Source organism: Sporosarcina sp. GTC18466 (assembly GCF_055389225.1).
In genome coordinates this window covers 2,164,834-2,182,055 of record NZ_AP044037.1, presented here as the reverse complement: position 1 = coordinate 2,182,055, position 17,222 = coordinate 2,164,834, and the positions used below count along the sequence as shown (strand labels likewise).

At 52.5% G+C, this 17,222-nt stretch carries 21 protein-coding genes; 3 read left to right on the top strand and 18 right to left on the bottom strand.

Annotated elements, in window-relative coordinates:
* Positions 1-277 precede the first annotated feature (277 nt).
* Positions 278-499, top strand: a complete 222-nt coding sequence (locus tag ACZ5FK_RS10645; RefSeq protein ID WP_464804884.1) for a transcriptional regulator — start codon at positions 278-280, stop codon at positions 497-499.
* A gap of 153 nt (positions 500-652) precedes the next feature.
* Here the strand turns inward: ACZ5FK_RS10645 and ACZ5FK_RS10640 are convergent, their stop codons facing one another.
* A complete protein-coding gene (locus ACZ5FK_RS10640; RefSeq protein ID WP_464804883.1) occupies positions 653-985 on the bottom strand; it encodes an MGMT family protein in 333 nt (110 codons plus the stop codon).
* A gap of 84 nt (positions 986-1,069) precedes the next feature.
* On the opposite strand from ACZ5FK_RS10640, the gene ACZ5FK_RS10635 reads away from it, so the two are divergent.
* Positions 1,070-1,630 (top strand): hypothetical protein, encoded by a 561-nt coding sequence (locus tag ACZ5FK_RS10635; protein ID WP_464804882.1) that lies wholly within the window; start codon positions 1,070-1,072, stop codon positions 1,628-1,630.
* 12 nt (positions 1,631-1,642) lie between these two features.
* On the opposite strand, the gene ACZ5FK_RS10630 is transcribed toward ACZ5FK_RS10635, so the two are convergent.
* Positions 1,643-2,308: a phosphatase PAP2 family protein gene (locus ACZ5FK_RS10630; RefSeq protein WP_464804881.1), complete on the bottom strand. Its 666-nt coding sequence runs from the start codon at positions 2,306-2,308 to the stop codon at positions 1,643-1,645.
* A 132-nt stretch (positions 2,309-2,440) separates the two neighbouring features.
* On the opposite strand from ACZ5FK_RS10630, the gene ytxJ reads away from it, so the two are divergent.
* Complete coding sequence (ytxJ, locus tag ACZ5FK_RS10625; protein ID WP_464804880.1) at positions 2,441-2,773, top strand: bacillithiol system redox-active protein YtxJ; 333 nt, start codon at positions 2,441-2,443, stop codon at positions 2,771-2,773.
* A gap of 362 nt (positions 2,774-3,135) precedes the next feature.
* On the opposite strand, the gene ACZ5FK_RS10620 is transcribed toward ytxJ, so the two are convergent.
* The 16 genes from ACZ5FK_RS10620 to ACZ5FK_RS10545 all read right to left on the bottom strand — a co-directional run bounded on the left by ACZ5FK_RS10620 (position 3,136) and on the right by ACZ5FK_RS10545 (position 17,221).
* A complete protein-coding gene (locus ACZ5FK_RS10620) occupies positions 3,136-3,294 on the bottom strand; it encodes a hypothetical protein (protein ID WP_464804879.1) in 159 nt (52 codons plus the stop codon).
* Positions 3,291-4,529: a helix-turn-helix domain-containing protein gene (locus ACZ5FK_RS10615; RefSeq protein ID WP_464804878.1), complete on the bottom strand. Its 1,239-nt coding sequence runs from the start codon at positions 4,527-4,529 to the stop codon at positions 3,291-3,293. The genes ACZ5FK_RS10620 and ACZ5FK_RS10615 overlap by 4 nt, the downstream gene beginning before the upstream one ends.
* Before the next feature lie 164 nt (positions 4,530-4,693).
* Positions 4,694-5,689 (bottom strand): ABC transporter permease subunit, encoded by a 996-nt coding sequence (locus ACZ5FK_RS10610; RefSeq protein ID WP_464804877.1) that lies wholly within the window; start codon positions 5,687-5,689, stop codon positions 4,694-4,696.
* On the bottom strand, positions 5,658-6,593 hold the full coding sequence (locus tag ACZ5FK_RS10605) for an ABC transporter ATP-binding protein (protein WP_464804876.1): 936 nt from the start codon (positions 6,591-6,593) through the stop codon (positions 5,658-5,660). Before ACZ5FK_RS10605 ends, ACZ5FK_RS10610 begins: the two co-directional genes overlap by 32 nt.
* The gene (locus ACZ5FK_RS10600; RefSeq protein WP_464804875.1) at positions 6,590-7,279 is read right to left on the bottom strand and encodes an ABC transporter ATP-binding protein; all 690 of its coding nucleotides are present in this window, start codon (positions 7,277-7,279) and stop codon (positions 6,590-6,592) included. The genes ACZ5FK_RS10605 and ACZ5FK_RS10600 overlap by 4 nt, the downstream gene beginning before the upstream one ends.
* Positions 7,272-7,640 (bottom strand): GntR family transcriptional regulator, encoded by a 369-nt coding sequence (locus ACZ5FK_RS10595; protein WP_464804874.1) that lies wholly within the window; start codon positions 7,638-7,640, stop codon positions 7,272-7,274. The genes ACZ5FK_RS10600 and ACZ5FK_RS10595 overlap by 8 nt, the downstream gene beginning before the upstream one ends.
* Positions 7,637-8,446 (bottom strand): hypothetical protein, encoded by an 810-nt coding sequence (locus tag ACZ5FK_RS10590; RefSeq protein ID WP_464804873.1) that lies wholly within the window; start codon positions 8,444-8,446, stop codon positions 7,637-7,639. Before ACZ5FK_RS10590 ends, ACZ5FK_RS10595 begins: the two co-directional genes overlap by 4 nt.
* 2 nt (positions 8,447-8,448) lie before the next feature.
* The gene (locus ACZ5FK_RS10585) at positions 8,449-9,237 is read right to left on the bottom strand and encodes a hypothetical protein (protein WP_464804872.1); all 789 of its coding nucleotides are present in this window, start codon (positions 9,235-9,237) and stop codon (positions 8,449-8,451) included.
* Positions 9,238-9,286: 49 nt separating this feature from the next.
* Complete coding sequence (locus tag ACZ5FK_RS10580; RefSeq protein WP_464804871.1) at positions 9,287-9,655, bottom strand: hypothetical protein; 369 nt, start codon at positions 9,653-9,655, stop codon at positions 9,287-9,289.
* 81 nt (positions 9,656-9,736) lie between these two features.
* On the bottom strand, positions 9,737-10,687 hold the full coding sequence (locus ACZ5FK_RS10575; RefSeq protein ID WP_464804870.1) for a hypothetical protein: 951 nt from the start codon (positions 10,685-10,687) through the stop codon (positions 9,737-9,739).
* Between the two features lie 101 nt (positions 10,688-10,788).
* The gene (locus ACZ5FK_RS10570) at positions 10,789-11,265 is read right to left on the bottom strand and encodes an acyl-CoA thioesterase (protein ID WP_464804869.1); all 477 of its coding nucleotides are present in this window, start codon (positions 11,263-11,265) and stop codon (positions 10,789-10,791) included.
* A gap of 107 nt (positions 11,266-11,372) precedes the next feature.
* Positions 11,373-12,392: an ABC transporter ATP-binding protein gene (locus tag ACZ5FK_RS10565; protein ID WP_464804868.1), complete on the bottom strand. Its 1,020-nt coding sequence runs from the start codon at positions 12,390-12,392 to the stop codon at positions 11,373-11,375.
* Positions 12,389-13,333, bottom strand: a complete 945-nt coding sequence (locus ACZ5FK_RS10560) for a C40 family peptidase (protein ID WP_464804867.1) — start codon at positions 13,331-13,333, stop codon at positions 12,389-12,391. Before ACZ5FK_RS10560 ends, ACZ5FK_RS10565 begins: the two co-directional genes overlap by 4 nt.
* Positions 13,333-14,439, bottom strand: coding sequence for a mandelate racemase/muconate lactonizing enzyme family protein (locus ACZ5FK_RS10555; protein ID WP_464804866.1), 1,107 nt, complete (start codon positions 14,437-14,439; stop codon positions 13,333-13,335). Before ACZ5FK_RS10555 ends, ACZ5FK_RS10560 begins: the two co-directional genes overlap by 1 nt.
* Positions 14,440-14,470: 31 nt before the next feature.
* Complete coding sequence (locus ACZ5FK_RS10550) at positions 14,471-15,394, bottom strand: S66 peptidase family protein (protein ID WP_464804865.1); 924 nt, start codon at positions 15,392-15,394, stop codon at positions 14,471-14,473.
* Positions 15,395-15,550: 156 nt separating this feature from the next.
* Positions 15,551-17,221 carry a peptide ABC transporter substrate-binding protein gene (locus tag ACZ5FK_RS10545; RefSeq protein WP_464804864.1) on the bottom strand — a complete coding sequence of 557 codons (1,671 nt, stop codon included), beginning with the start codon at positions 17,219-17,221 and terminating at the stop codon, positions 15,551-15,553.
* Position 17,222 lies beyond the last annotated feature (1 nt).

Genomic DNA, 17,222 nt, shown 5'->3' with positions numbered 1-17,222 from the left:
GGGTTGCTTCTTTTGGCGTGGGGATTGCTTCGTTTTGTACATCGATTGCTTACTTTGCAAAGTCAGCCTTGATTTTTGGCCATGCGAGTTGCCAGGCGGGCGGCGCGAGAACTAACAGCTATTCACCTTTCCCCGGTGCGCTGCATGCTTTGGCACCACGGACAGCCCTTATCCGCGCTTACTCCCTGATGGAAATCAACACAGCATCTGTAAATTGCATTTGTTTCTCTGTTCGCATATAATAAGAACAAACGTTCCTGACGAAAGAGGGATCCAGATGCGAAATGAACTGCTTAAACTATGCGAACGCCAGTCTCTGGCTGAGATGATCTATATGCGGGCGGACGGGAAATTGTCCAAACGCAAGGTGCATATCCTTGCAGTCGGCCAAGATTCATTTCAAGCCTATTGCCATCTGCGGCACGAGAGACGGCTGTTCAAGATGGACCGGGTGCTGTCCATCCAGCGAGTGATCAGCAAACCGCTGCGTGCGGTTTAACGCCGGCGGTACATCCAGCTGGCCACTGCATTTCCTGCAAACATTCCAAACATGATAATGAGCACAGCTCCTATTCAAACGAACGGCGGATCAGGGCATTCAGAAGAAAGGAGGCGGCAATTCCGATCAGGGTGCCGGCGTATGCCTCTTTTCTCATAACCAGTCTTCTCCATTCTCCGGCTCGTGGCGATACTGCCCGAGGTCGATTTTGCCATCCATGCCGAACTGCACACCTTCCGCTTCCAGCAACTCCCTTTGCAAATAGCCTTTTTCCTCACGTTCCGCAGGGGTCGAGATGCCCCCTTGCGCATTGATGACCCGGTGCCAAGGAAGTTCATATTTGCTGCTCATCGAATGCAGTACGCGCACGACTTGGCGGGCGCCGCGCGGATTGCCGCTGCAAGCCGCAACCTGGCCGTATGTCATGACTCTGCCTGCCGGAATGCCAGATATGACCTGCACAGCCCGTTCTGTAAATGGATTCATGCCACAATCTCCTTTCAATAAATGAAACCAATCATTTCCTGTATCGTATACTACCTATCTGAAAGATTTCAAGGAGGCGGCAGGATGATCACATTTTTCAAGAAACGCAGTGCAATCGGCTATCTGATAAAAATTGCATCTATAGTAGTGATGGGCTGGGGTGTGTTGCAAGCCATATTCTTTTTAGTCGTGGCATCTCAAACCGGCGCGTATATGTACGATGAGTTTGGCGGGATGATGGGACAGCAGTTCGAGCTGACCGGGACAGCATTGTTCGGTTTCATCGGCATCATTGCGACACATGCCCTTTACGGCTTGCTGATCATGGGATTCGGCGAAGTGATCGATCTGCTGCAGGATATTTACTTCCAGATGAACCCTGATGCGAAAAAAAGATGGGAACAAGAGCAGGAGCTGCGGAAGGAAAAGAAAGGATACGTCACTGAAAACGGCGAGATTCCGTTATACGTCGAGAAGGAGATCAAGGATTTCTATCTGGGGAAAGAGGAAACGGCCGAATCGATTTTCAACACAAGCGACCGGGATGTCTATCGGGTCCTTGTAAACGGGCGGACAGAATACGTCGAACTGGGCGGTTTCCAGCCGCGTGTGCTATCTGACGAGGAAGCCAACAAGTATGAATGAAAAAATCGTCCCTCATAGCGGGGACGATTTTAACCGTTTAGCCTGTCGATCGCGGTATTGGTCATAGACAGTGATGGAAACGATCAGCCAGAATGCGCTTGCCGCCATGCCGCCTAGCACGTCGCTTGGGTAGTGGGCGCCGAGATAGATGCGGCTGATGCCGATCATGACGAACATGAACACCGCAAGCAGTGCAAGGACTACCCTACCCGCATTCGACCGGGCGTGCCGCCATAAGATATAGGCGAGGATCACATACAAGCTGAATGCCATCATCGTGTGGCCGCTCGGAAAACTGTAGCCGCTCACTTCCGTCAGGCGATGGAAGGTCGGGCGGTCACGCCGGAAGATATACTTCAGCACCTGGTTCAGCACCCCTGTGCCGACCATGGCAGCCGCAAAAAGATACGCATTCGGGCGTTCTTTGCGGATAAAATAAAGAATAAGGAAAATAGCGGCCATCAGAAGCAGGACGACAGATGTTGAACCGATGAAAGTGAATGTCTTCATGATAGGCGTAAGCCACGATGCTTCCCACCCTTGCACCGTGTCAATGACGGATTTGTCAAAACCATCGATGGATGCCTTGCTGATGCCGCGCGCTATGTATGCAAAAATGCCGCCGAACACCAGGCAAAACAGAAAAGCGATCGTCAGCCGATTCGCAAGAATTTTCATTTCTCAAATCACCTCTTCCCCACTATAAAGGAGACGCGGGCAAAATGGAAAGGTTCGCACGCCGAATGTTTGGAAATCCGGGGAAAACGGGGAATAGAATAGTATCAGGAAAAAAAGAAGGAGAGGATTTGCATGGCCATGAAGGAAATCAAGTCTTCCGATGAGTGGGAAGATATTTGCGAGCAGTCTAAAAACGGGGCGGTGTTCGTGCTGAAGCATAGCTCCACGTGTCCGGTCAGCGCGGCGGGCTTCCGTGCATTTGATGAGTATGATACGAAGCTTCCGAAGTATTATGTCACCGTCCAAACACATCGCAACATCTCAAACGACATTGAACTGAGTACAGGTGTTGCTCATGAAACGCCGCAACTGCTGCTGCTTGTCGACGGAAAAGCCGTTTGGAACGCCAGCCACTACGTCATCATGCAATCAAAAATCCGCTCAGCAGAAGAGACCTACGCATAAGAGGGAAAAGACACTCGCCGGCCGGGTGTCTTTTTGTGTCATGCTCGTCGCGATTGCGAGGGTTCCCTTCCTCCACACTTCCGCCACAACTCCTTCCCTGCCTTACGTTGCCACCTTTCGCGGCTGATGGTACAATAGTCAGTAGGATATCGATATAAGGGAGTGAAGCAATAATGTGGTTCCTGATCATCTTGGGCATTTTGTTCGCATTTATCTTGGGCGGCACACTTTTCGGTTTGGTGCGGACGTTCGGCAATCATAAATAAGTTTGGCAAACACCGTTTAGGATCGTGCAACGGTGTTTTTTTATTTCCCATGAAAAAAACCGCTCCTCCGGATGGAAGAACGGCTTGTCCACTTTCTTATAGCGGCGGCATGACATCAGGCGGATGCAGGTTTTCGTTGCCTTTTGCAAGTGACGACATGTCGTCATTCACTTCAAGCGCTGCATCTGCATGGCCAGGCCCGATATACGCCAGCAGGATAGCTGCAAATAGTGTGGCAATCAGTTTTTGTTTCATTCCATCGTCTCTCCTTTCTGATAAAAATATTGTGTGTAGGAATCCGCTTTTGCGAAATTACCATTCATGCGGTAATACTCGGCCAATCGCCAAGCAAATCGTCTTGCTTCCCCTATATAACCATGTTCTTTGAAGAAAGGGAATGCAATTTGTTCACAATAGTCAATTAGTTCTTGTTGGGAAAATTTCACCTTTCGAAAGTAGGTGAGCTGGATGTTCAAGTATGGGTCATTTTTCCTTTCTGCCCACACTTCGAGCTCCTCGATCAGATGATCCGTCCGCATGTCTTCCTCTGCCGCTGTCTGCAGCATATGGATCAGAACCGAAACATAGAGCGGGTTGTCTGGTGAAAGCAGCGTCTTGAGTTCTTCCAGCAGCAGATAGGCCGACTTATGGTGCCCCCGCCGGTTCTGCAGCATGGAATAGTTATAGAGCACGCCTTCATACAACGACGACTCTTCCATAAGGCGCGCGTTGCGCAGAAGCGTCTTGAAATAGTCTTCCGCCTGCAGAAAAAGGTCCCGATTTGCAAAATTCACCGCCTGCAGCATCTGTGCATGCATGAGGCGCACGTAGTTGCTGTCCTTCTGATAATGATAGATGGCGAGTTCCGCATAATAAGAGGATTTGCCGTATTCCGTCTTCCGTTGCAGCATCCATGCGTTCAAGTAATAGAATTCCCCTTCGAACAGATGCGGGACGCGCACCTGGCTGCTCTCGATGCGATCTGCGATTTCAGCAGCCTTCTTCTCGTTCTGCATGGAGGCGTAGTAAATAAAATAAAACACTTTTGCGACGCCCCGTTCGTATTCGTCGAACGTCTGCTCAAGCCGGTCCAGGATCCCCATCTGCTGCGTTGCCCGCTGGTGATCTTGTTTGAACAGATAAAACCGGAGCTTATATAGTTCATAGCGGTTGATCAGATCGGTCGACTGGAGATAGTCCCGCTTGCGCTGCAGTTCATCGTAAAGCCTTTCCATCGATTTCAGGTCATAATACACTGAATAGGTGATGAATTTCTCGAGTTTCACCCGGCATTCTTCGTAGGCATCCTGTTCCTGATCCCACTTGACATTCATACGGGCGAATAGTTCATCGAGCGTTTCCGGATGCGGGACATACTTGTTCGCTTCAATTTTGCTCAGGTGAGAGATCGAGCAGATCCCCTCGCATAATTCCGCTTGCGTCAAATTATTTTTCATCCGGTGATATTTCAAGATGGAACCTGCATTCATTCAGCCACACCCCCACTTTTCTATCAACCTATCACAAAGTCTCGCAAATGGACATGAGAAAACAGTCCCAGGGGAGAGAGGGACTGTTTTCATAAACTATAACCAACTACATTTTTACTTTATCAAATAAATCTCCGTTCCGTAATTGGGAAAACTGAAACCCGTTACGCTTTCACATCACGCTGCGTGAATACCGTGTAGCTGATCACGAGGAACAGGACGATATACGCCGCCAGCACCGCAAGCGAGAACGGAAGCGAGATGCCTTCGACCAGCTGATAGCCTGTCTCATACTGCGTGAGATCCATGTGGGTGAACAGAATATATTTTGCGATCTCGTATCTCGCGAGCAGCACCGTCACCGTCGATCCCATGAAATAGATGAACAGCGACAGGCCGATCGCGAGCGAACTGGAACGGAATACGCTGCCGACCATGAACGCGAATGCCGATGTGACGAAGACGCTTCCGAACGACAGGAGCAGCATATAGGCGCTCCGGCCGAACACAGACCCCTGGACGACTTCCTTGCCATTATAGACGAGATACTGGCCATCCCCTGATTTGAAGAGGATGAAGGCGAACAGGACAAGCACCGCATAGCCGATGAGCATCAGCAGTATGCCGAACAGGTTGACTGTGATGAATTTCGACGTCAGGATCTTCCACCTGCGTACCGGTCGCGTCAGCAGCATTTTGATCGTCCCTTGGGAAAACTCGGATGCCACAATGCCCGCCGCCACAATTACCGCTAGCAGCACGACCAGCCCTGAAATGCTGGATGGATCCATAATGATCGCTTCCCGGCTGTACTGGTCAAGTGGCTGTATATCATTCGCCAGGCGGTATTCCAGGACTTTCGCCTCTGCTTCCGCGTCTTTCCGTTCGCCTTTGTCAAGCGACTGATCTTCCAGCTGCCCCTTCAAGACAGCGAGCTTCGCCTCCGACTCCGCTTGCCAATCCGCTTGCGGCATACCCGTCACTTCGACGGACGCATTGCCGGCCGACTGTTCATAGCTGGATTGCTGTGTATCGATCCATTTCGTCAGCAGCATCATGCCTGACATCAGGGCGACCAGCAGCACCACCATGACCCATGTACCTTTCTTTGCCCACAGTTTCATCCATTCATTCTGCAGCAGTTTCAGCAATCTGGCCACCTCCCGTCATCTCAAGGAATTCGTCCTCCAGTGTCTTGCGGTGCGGCTGCATGGCATAGACGTCTAGGCCAGCTGCAACGAGCGACCGGAGGAGCTCCGGAACTTGCTCCTGCTTCGCTTGGATGATGAAGCCGTTCCCACTTGGTTCGGCGGCGATTTCCCGCTCAGCGAGCAGCCGGAGCGCTTTTTCAGCAGGCGCAGCTTCCACATAGTAATAGGAGCCTTTCGTCTCCGCCATCTCCCGGATATCGATCAGCTTCCCGTTCTGGATGACCGCAATCCGGTCGCACATGAGCTCAATTTCCGACAGCATATGGCTGGAGACGAATATGGACACGCCTTCCGTCTCCGCGATTTTTCGCAGATACATCCGGAACTCCCGGATGCCTGCCGGGTCAAGACCGTTCGTCGGTTCATCGAGGATCAGGAATTTCGGCCGGTGGAGCAGCGCTTGCGCAAGGCCGAGCCGCTGCCGCATGCCGAGTGAATAGGTTCCGACCTTTTCATGGATGCGGTTCTGCATGCCGACTTGATGGACGACCTCGTCGATCCGCTCCTTCGTCACGCCCTTCTGCATCCGTGCGAAATGCACAAGGTTCTTATATCCAGACATGAATTTGTACAGCTCCGGGTTCTCTACAATGACCCCCACTTTCGAGAGTGCCCCTTCAAAATCCTCATGCAATGACACACCATCGATAATCACTTCCCCGCTCGTCGGCTTCATCAGCCCTACCATCATCCGGATCGTCGTCGTCTTCCCCGCCCCGTTCGGCCCAAGGAATCCAGTGATCTGGCCTGGGTACAGCGACAGATCCAAGTGATCGATCAGTTTCTTGCCGCCAATCGTCTTTGACAGCTGTTTCAGTTCCACTATCGGTTTCATGTCTCCCGCTCCCTTCATTTAAATAAAGACACCATCCAGCTTGTCGCATCCATGCCATAGTCGCTACGAATCGTATCAACCTCTTCATGCGCGATGATCCGGCCACCGCGGAATACGATAATCTCATCCAGCAGCGGCTCGATCTCCTTGATTTCATGTGTCGACAGCAAGACCGTCTGCCTCTCGGGATCCGTGAACCGGATGAGCCCTTTTGCAATATCGTCCCGCACCATCGGATCCAGCCCAGAAAATGGTTCGTCCAGCAGATAATAATCCGCTTCCCTTCCAAGGGTCGCCGCTATTTTCACCCGCCCCCGGTTCCCCTTCGACAGGCTTTTGATCCGCGCATCGAGAGGCACATTCAGAAACTGCGCAATCTCCTTCGCTTTGATCAAATCGAAATCCTGGAATTGCGACGCGTAAAAGTCGAACAGCTGGCTCACTTTGAAATACGTATAAAAGTCGTCCGTATCCGACATGTAGGCCAGATGTGCCGCGATGTTCCGCGTGATCGGTTCCTGGTTGTACATCGCGCTTCCCCCATCGGTCGTCAGAAGACCCGCGATGACTTTCAGCAACGTCGTCTTCCCGCTGCCGTTCTCGCCGACCAGCCCGATCATCCTCCCTTTCGGCAGTGATAGGCTCACGCTGTCCAATGCCCGCTTGCCCCCATATTTCTTCACGACATCATGCAGCTCAATCATTTCCGTCACCCCTTTTCTCCAAGACCTGTATGATCTCCCTCGGCGTAAAGCCGAACGCCTCGATATTCTGCAGGAAGGAAGCGACAAGCTGTTCTTTCATCTCATCACGCAAACCTGCAATCCTCTCTTCATTCTCCGTCACGAACGATCCCTGCCCCCTTCTCGTCTCCGTGATTTCCCTTTGCTCCAGCTCCTTGTACACCCGCTGCATCGTATTCGCATTGACGCCTGCTTCCATCGCGTACTCCCTGACGGATGGTAATTTTTCGCCCGGCGCAAGACTGCCGCGGATGATGTCTCCGGTAATCCGGTCAATGAGCTGCTGGTAAATCGGCCGGTCTGGTGCAAATTCTATGCTCATCGCCCGTACCTCACTTTCTTATCGAGCAGGAATACCCCCGCAGCATATCCAATTACGATCAGCAGACCTGCAAGCAGCAGGCTGCCCCCTGTCAGCATCGCCTTTGAAGGTGCCAGCACATTAAAGACGAGATGCCGGAACTCCATATAGGCGACCTCTCCGCTTGCCGGATTGCCGATCAACACCGGACCCGCTTCGCGCACTGCCTGCAGAACGCCGCTGAAGTTGACATAGGACCACCCCACAATGAGCAGGAGCAGAAAGCCGATCGTCACCGCATAACCCGCAAAACGGGAAGCGGTACGGCTCGCGACAAGCCGGTAGAAGGCCCAAACGACAAAACTGGCCATCATGACGAACAGCGCGCTGAGCAGTGTCATGATGATAGCACCGGTCCCAAGCCGGAGTGCAGTCGAAATAGCCACTTTCTCCTCCCCAGGTGCCATGTAATAGACGATTCCGGTCAGAATCCCGAGTGCGACAAGTGAAATGAGCACCCCCGTCGCTGCCATAACCGCCTTCGCTCCAGTCAGCCGGGCCAGCGATTCCTTTGAATGCAGCCAGAGATCCGGGTGGATGAATTCCTGGTTGATGCTCGAAAGGAACACGACTACCCCGAAGAAAAGGTGAAGCATGAACCAGAAATCGACCATATCCGCGATTTCCGAACCTGCGTCCAGCCTTGGATTTTTCAAGACCGGCGCATACACAGTGGCCGCTATCGCCAGATATACGACAAGGAACGTGATATACGTCCACCGCGATTGCATCCATTCTTTACACAACAACCCTTTAAACGCCCGCATCCTTATCGCCTCACTTTCTGTTCAAGCAAGTAACAGCTGAGCAGGAAGAGAAATACCGCGAACGCCACATACACAAGCAGCTCGCCCGCATACATCTCGGTCGCAGTGTACGCGAAATATCCACCACCGACATCGATCTGGGGATTTTTGAACCGCAACAGATTAAACCGGCCCACCCGGATGAACGAATCGTAAAAATTGCTCGACGTAATCACTGTGTACATCCAATTACTTAGGAAGAACAACAGCAGCGTAATGACCATGGAAAACCCTTTGAACAAAGGTTTGATCAGCTGATCCACCACCATAAAGAAAAAGCCGATGATCATGACAAGAAGCGAACCTGCAAAAATGGCTGCCGTGAACAGACTGCCGAAGAACAGTACCTCGTCAAACGGAAGGAACGGCTCAGGCGATACAACGTACCAAAATGCCACTGAACCGACCGCAAGCAACAGCGCAATGACACCACCCAGCATACTGATCACCATCTTGACACTAATCAGCTGCTGTATAGAAGCCGTCGTATGCAGCCATAAGTCCGGCCGCTTCAGACTGCGGTAGAACAAAATAAGGAAGAAGAAGAGCGGCACGAAGATGCAGGCGCCGGCCCACATGAAAGCAAGCAGCGACGCGATCTCAAACACCGGAAACTCATCTCCCGTCAGAAACCGGTTTACGCCGAACGGAAACAGCAACATCGCAATCACAGCCAGCACACACGCCGCAACCACCTGCCCACGAACCTGTATCCACTCCCTCCACATCAACCCATTCCACTGCTTGATCATAATGAACTCCCCTTTTGTATCAGTGTGTTAGTTGTATAGTACACTTTGTTTAGAGGGATGTAAAGGTGAAAGGTGAGAAGAGGTGGTAATTATTGTTTGGGGTTCCTTGATTAACACCGTTTGAAAGTGGGTTATCACCGGCTGACGGCGCGTTATCACCGGGAAATAACGAGTTATCACCGGGAAATACGGGTTTATCACCGGGTAGCACAAATTTATCACCGCCTAGCGACAATTCTTGACGGTTATCACCGGGAAATAGAGGTTTATTACCGGGAAATAACGGTTTATCACCGGGTAGCACGAATTTATCACCGCCTAGCGACAATTCTCGACGGTTATCACCGGCTGACAGCGCGTTATCACCGGGAAATAATGAGTTATCACCGGGAAATAACGGTTTATCACCGGGTAGCACAAATTTATCACCGCCTAGCGACATTTCTCGACGGTTATCACCGTTCGAGAGGATACATCTCCACTAAAAAACGCCGCGTCCTCACGATTCGAGGATGCGGCGCTCTTCTTCGTCGAGCCGTTTCAGTTCTTCCTGGCCCTCGTCCTTCTTCCGCGCGAGTTGCGCCTGCACGCCATGGACGTCCTTCAGAACGGCAGTCAACTGCTGCATGGCTTCTGTAATGCGCGAGTGGACGACTAGATCCGAGAAGAAATTATCGAACACGATGTCCGTGAACGTAAAGAAGTCGTTGCGGTTCACTTGGAATGATTCCGACGCGACGTTCTGCACGTCCATCAACTCCGTCTTATAGAGCCGGAGCGCCCGCTGCGCCTGGTGCACGAGGTCATCGGAGCTGTTCATCTCGGAGTATTTCAAAGCGCTGACGAGGAGTCCTCCGCCCAGGAACGTGTCCCACATCGACAGTCCCTCTGCGTTGCCGAGTTTATCAAGCGCCAGGTCGAGCGCTTTGACCGCAAGCCGGCCCGCTTCGATCGCTTCGTCAATCTCCCGCAGCATGGAGCGGATATGCACCCGGTCATCCGCGATTTTGCGGAGCGTCCGGTCCGAGTCCGAATCGTTCATGCGGATCCACGCCTCTTTCTCCAGGAGAAAATCCGCCCAATCGTCTTCGATGAACGACAACTCAGGCCGGGCTGCCTGCTTGCGAAGTTCCGCCGTTTCCACCTCGACGTCGGCCACCATCTTCTCGGCCTCGTTGTATGCAAGTTCCGCTTCCGCCGCCTCCTGGATCTCCCTTTCCATCTGAGCGTCCCACTTACCTGACCATTCTTTTAATTTATTCATAAAGGAAAACGAGCCGAGCTTCACGACATCCTGCTGCTCTTTTGTCAGCTGCCGCTTCAGCCGGTCGCGCTCCCTCTTCGCTTCCTCCAACTGCGCCTCAGCCCCATCCAGCCGCCGTTTCACCCGTTTGAACTCATTCCGACGTGCCGTCAGTTCCATCTGCCGCTCCCGCATTCCTTCCCTCATCACGTTCACCTCTTTTCTTATCTACGTGGAAATGAAGTGGAAAGTTTCATCCCGTCCATTAAAAAAACCAGCCGCACGATATGGGCTGGTTCAAGTACTTGTTAGTGTCGCAGATCACGCCGCGCATTCCGGTGTTCGCGCCGGGCAGGACCGGTATCGAACAGCCGCTTCTCGGCAATCGTTTCCGGATAGACGGGCTGGACGAGGGTCGGCCGGTTCTGCTCATCCATGGCAACAAACGTCAGGAATGATTCCGTCGTGAGTTTCCGGCTGCCGGTAAGCAGATCGACAGAGTGGACCTGAACGAAGATTTCCATCGATGTGCGGCCAGTAGAGCTGACGACGGCCTCCAGTTCGAGGACATCGCCGACATATGCGGAGGAGACAAAGTCGACGGAATCGATCGAAGCAGTGACAACGGCAGCGTTAGCATGTTTCATCGCTGTGATTGCAGCAATCTCATCAATGTAAGCGAGGACCTTTCCGCCAAAAATAGATTGAAGGTGATTGATATCAGGCGGGAGGACGAGCTTTGTCTGGATCGTCCGTGAGTCGCTCATGGGTCTTCCATCTATCATGTCATTCTTCCTTTCCATAATGAATTTCCTCATTCATCATAGCCCTTTTCCAGCCAGGCCGCAAAAAAGCCGCACAGTGACATACGTCACCATGCAGCCTCTCCTTCTTATACACTCGCCATCGGAAGAGCACCCGGTATGGCGTCTTTGCGCTTCATGACGTCTTCATCATAGAGATGGCACGCGACGAAATGATTGGTGTCTTTCTCAATCCACTTCGGTTTCAATTCGGCACATGCCGGCATGGCATATGGACAGCGCGTGCGGAATACACAGCCGGATGGGGGATCGATCGGGCTCGGCAATTCGCCGCGCAGGATGATCCGTTCGCGCGATTCCTCGATGTCCGGATCCGGAATGGGAATTGCGGACAGAAGCGCCTGCGTATACGGATGGAGCGGCTTTTCGTACAGTTGCTCGCTCGTCGTCAACTCGACCATATGCCCGAGATACATGACGGCGATCCGGCTCGAGATATACTTGACCATCGAAAGATCATGGGCGATGAATAAATACGTCAGCCCCTTTTCCCGCTGCAGCCGTTGCAGCAGCTTAACGACTTGCGCCTGTACGCTCACGTCAAGCGCAGAGATCGGCTCGTCTGCAATGATGAATTCCGGGTCGAGCGCAAGTGCACGCGCGATGCCGATCCGCTGGCGCTGTCCGCCAGAAAACTCATGAGGATAGCGGTTCGCATGGTCCCGGTTCAATCCCACGTCTTCCAGCAATTCATTCACCCGCTCGCGCAGTTCCGCTTTCGTCTTATACATGCCATGCACTTCCAGCGGTTCCGCAATAATCTCATATACCGTCGACCGCGGATTGAGCGAGGCGTATGGATCTTGGAAAATCATCTGCATTTTCTTCAGGAAACTGAAACGTTCCCGATCGGTCATCGAGTGGACATCCCGCCCTTCGAACAGCACATCACCGCCGGTTTTATTGTACAGCCCGAGGATTGTCCTTCCTGCCGTCGACTTGCCGCACCCCGACTCGCCGACGAGGCCGAATGTCTCGCCTTTGTATATATCGAAACTGATGCCGTCGACCGCCTTCAGCGTCTGGCCGCGGCCGACATCGAAATGGCGCTTCAAATCTTGCACCGATAAGATGACTTCCTGTTTCATAAAGAACCCCCTTCTTCCGTCCCGTACCGCCGAACGCCGCATAATTCCTTCTCCAGTTTCGAGCCGGCCAGCTTCAGCAGCTCTATGGATTGTCCTGTCGAAGGAGAGTGCAGCATGAGTCCGTCTCCGTAATAAAACCCGACGTGACGCACATTTCCGGTTCCTTCATCATTCGCAAAAAACAACAGATCACCCGGTTTCCACTGCGACTCGTCTTCCTTGTCGACTTCAAGTCCATGTCTCGCCTGATCGCTCGCATCCCGCGGAATGAAATGGCCGCAAGCCTTCATCATGTTGTACGTGAATCCTGAACAGTCATAGCCATACGGGGACATCCCGCCCCAGAAATAAGGCAAATCAAGATACTGCAGCCCGTCCTCCACCGCCTCCGCTGCACACCGCTTATTGAAGTGATGCACAGAGGAAGCCCGGTCGACATCTGTTTGGCGGATTAATTTCGTACCGTCCGGTGTGGAGACGGTAAAGAATCCATCTGCTTCGTCCGTCAAGGGAAGGATCGTATTGAAAGGGACAAGAAGGAACGGCGTCCTGTCTTCATTCCAAAGCACCGCTTTCCCGCTTGCCACCCGGATGAACCCGCCAGCTTCCTCGAGGGGCTCCGACTCTTCCAGTTGCGCGAGCGGAACCCACCCCGGATAACCCCGCTCATCCTTTTTCGATGGCTGCCATACCGCAATCACTTTCGCCCAATCGTCCTTCGTTTCTTCCACGATCACCGGCTCCCCATACAGCAGTTGCGTTTGAACACGGTTGCCGTCACAAAGGTCGAGCCGCTCCGCATGCGGCAATTTTTCCAGCCATTCATTCAAACGGACAGGCCTCGTGATGCCAGGCGTGTCGATGTCCCGCGCAGACTCCGGTGATGTCCAAACCGTTGCGACCGGCACTGCGCATACATGCATATTTACTGTCTTTTCCATTACGACCGCTCCCCTTTCCACATGATGTCCATCCCGGCAGGATCGAGCCCAAGCCCCGTTCCTTCGGTGAACCGGATTGTCTTGCCCTCATAGATGATGCCGCCAGCCACGATATCCTCCGCCAGCATAAGCGGCGCATCAAAATCAAACCGTGTGATATTCGGCTGGCTCGCGGCGAAATGTGCTGCCGCCGTAATGCCTAGCTTTGTCTCGATCATGCTGCCGACCATGCATGGAACGCCGAACGACTCCGCGAGGCTATTGATTTTCAGCGCCTCATGGATCCCGCCCGACTTCATTAGCTTGATGTTAATCAAATCGGCTGCCTGGCTCCGAAGAACACGCAGCGCATCGTCAGGCGAAAATACACTCTCGTCTGCCATGATCGGTGTCAGCGTATGATCCGTCACATATTTCAGCCCCTCGATATCATGGGCCGCAACCGGCTGCTCGATCAGCTCGATGGCAAGACCCGCGTCCTCCATCTGGCCGATTGCGTATACCGCTTCCTTCGGTGTCCAGCCCTGATTTGCATCGAGCCGGATTTTTGCGCCGGTCCCGATCCGTTCCCGGATGGCGCGAATCCGATTGATATCTTCCTCGATCTCCCCGATGCCGACTTTCACTTTCAGGACATCGAAGCCATCTGCGATATAACGTGCCGCGTCATCCACCATTTCAGCGGGACTATTCACGCTCACCGTAAAGTCCGTCTCCACCTGTTTCCGGTAGCCTCCGAACAATTCATAGAGCGGCAGACGCGCAAGCTGTCCAAGCAGATCATGCAGCGCCATATCGACTGCGGCTTTCGCACTCGTATTGCGCGCAAGCGAGCGCTTCAGCAGGCGGAACAGCTCCTCCCGGTTACGCAAATCCTTGCCGAGCAGAAGGGGTGCGATCACCTCTTCCACGGCGTATGTAATGCTGCCGATTGAATCGCCTGTGATGACATGGGTCGGCGGCGCTTCACCGTACCCGCTCTTCCCGCAGTCTGTTGTCACTTTCACATAGACGGAATAGGCAGTTGTCACTGTCCGCAGTGCTGTCTTGAATGGCTTCGTAAGCGGTACGGCGACTTGCTTCGTTTCAATTGATTGGATCTTCATTCCCTAGCCCCCCAGCTATGTGTCACTCGCGTCATTCCACGCCCGGCAGAACGGTCAATGTCTTACGGTCTCCGTCCAGCCGCGCTTGTACCCCAAGCGGAATTGCGAAATGCGGTTCGCAATGGCCGATCTTGAATCCTTTGACTGCAGGCTTTCCTGTCACGCCCAAGTACTGGTCGAACACGTCATCCATCGAAAGAGAAGGTTTTTCCTTCCGAGGCACTGCATCCGAGAAATCGCCGATTACGAAGCCCGCCGCGTCACTGAGTTTTCCTGCCATGCGCAGCTGGTTCAGCAACCCGTCGACCCGGTATGGTTCCTCTCCGACATCTTCGATGAACAGCAATTTCCCCTTTGTATCGATTTCAAATTTCGTCCCGATCGTATTCGCCAGAAGCGACAGATTCCCTCCGACCAGTTCGCCTTCCGCGAGCCCGCCGGTTAGGGCGGCCAGCGGGGAAATCTCCTCTGTATAATGCAGTTCCATCGGCTCGAACAGCTGCCGGAACATTTTCGCAGATAGGTCGTGGAACGTATCCTTGCCGACGCAGGACGCCAGCATCGGTCCATGGAATGTTACTAGATTCGCATACTGGCCGATTGCCGCATGGAGAAACGTGATATCACTGAAGCCCCAAAATACTTTTGGATTCTCCTCCAGCAACGGGAAATCCAAGCGGTCTGTGTACCGGGCTGAGCCGTAACCGCCTCCTGCACAAATGATCCCTTTTACTTCAGGGTCTTTGAACATCGTTTCAAGATCCGCGAGCCGGTCATCATCCGTGCCTGCCAAATAGCCGTTCACGTCTTTCACATGCTTGCCGAACTTCACGTTCAGTCCAAGCTGCTCCAAAAAAGCAAGCGACCGCTGCAAGGATTCCTGGTCCGGCGGGCTTGATGGAGCCACAATGCCGACCGTATCCCCCCGTTGAAGCCTCTTTGGCCTTGTTCTCATTCCTCCAGCTCCTTCCGTTATGATGAAATACTGATTGCTTCTACTTTGAAATTTATAGGCAAGTGCATATATTTCCCGGGAAACGACACAATGAATTGCTATCATTCCTTCAAATAGATAAAGTCGCGGCGCCAAGACGGACACCGCGACGATCAATCAGTTTTTATCCGCAGTCTTTAGGTCAAGGTAACCGACCGGGTGGCGGAGAATACCGGTGACGCCCGGTTTTTCAAGTGTTGTCTGGTTGTAGAAGTATAGTGGGAAGACAGGCATTTCTTCCATCAGAAGGCGGTCGGCATCCTGCAAGAGTTCCCAGCGTTTCGTTTCGTCAGTTTCGTTTTTGATGTCCGCGATCAATTTATCGTATTCTTCGTTCGACCATGTCGTACGGTTCATCGAAGAGCCAGTGATGAAGCTCTCAAGCGCGTTCACCGGGTCTGCATAGTCATAAAGGAAAGACGAGCGGGACATCTGATATTTGAATTCCTTCTGATCGGAGAGGAATACACCGCTCTCCACGTTTTGCAGTTCTGCATCAACTCCCAGCACTTCCTTGAACTTCGATTGAAGTGCAATCGCAATGTTTTGATGTGACTCACTTGTGTTATACGTGAGTGTCACTTTTGGAAGCTCCGTATATCCTTCCTCTTTCATGCCTTCTTCAAGAAGCTGCTTCGCTTTTTCCGGATCGTAAGAAACGATATCGCCTACCGTATCCCGGAACTCCTTGCCATCCGGGCCGATGAAGCCATAGGACACGAATCCGTGTGCCGGTTTTTCACCGTTCTTTGTAACATATTCAACAATCTCTTCCTGATCGACAGAGTATGCGAATGCTTGACGGATCTTTTTGTTCTGGAACGGCTCCATCGATGTGTTGAAACGATAGAAATAGAGGCCCGCCTGGTCATCGATGCGAAGCTCATCGCTGTCCTTCAACTGGTCTGCCAGTTCAGAAGGGACATCCGACACATCCAGCTCGCCGGATTGGTACATCTGATATGCCGTATTGGAGTCGTTGACCATCGCCCAGTGGACTTTATCCAGCTTTACGCTGCCAGCATCCCAGTAATTCTCGTTCTTTTCGAATTCAAAGCTCACGTCGTGATCCCATTTCGTCAATTTGAACGGTCCGTTGCCAACAAACGTATCAGCATTTGTATGCCACTTCGGATCGGCTGACGCGACCTTTTCGTTGATCGGGAAGAAGCTTGGATTTGTGATGATGTTCAGGAATGCTTCGTTCGGCGTCGTCAAGTTGACGACGAATGTCTTATCATCTTCCGCTTTGATGGCGATATCATCAGCCGAACCTTCACCGTTGTTGTAGTCTTCCGCCCCTTCGATGAAATACGCAAGGAACGCGGCAGGTGAAGCTGTCTCCGGATCCAGCATATGTTTCCAGGCGAATACAAAGTCCCCAGCTGTCACTGGATCACCGTTCGACCATTTCGCGTCGTCACGGATTGTGAATGTGTATGTCAGTCCGTCATCAGATACATCGATCTTCTCAGCAGTCGCCTCAACCGCGCGGTGATCTTCATCCAGGCGCGTCAAGCCTTCCATGATATTGTTCAGAGCGCTCCAGGAAACCGCGTTGAACCCGACAGACGGGTCGAACGACGTCGGCTCTTCCCCGTTGTTCATATAAAGGATTTTGTCACCGCCGGATGCTTCCTCCTTTTTGCCCTCATCCGTATTCTCACTCTTCGTCCCTTCATCTTTCCCCGTGTCAGCAGGTTCTTTACCAGCTTCCTTGTTTGCGGTACAAGCCGCAAGCACCAGAGCCAGCATCATCGCCGTCAGTAACACCAACCACTTTTTCATC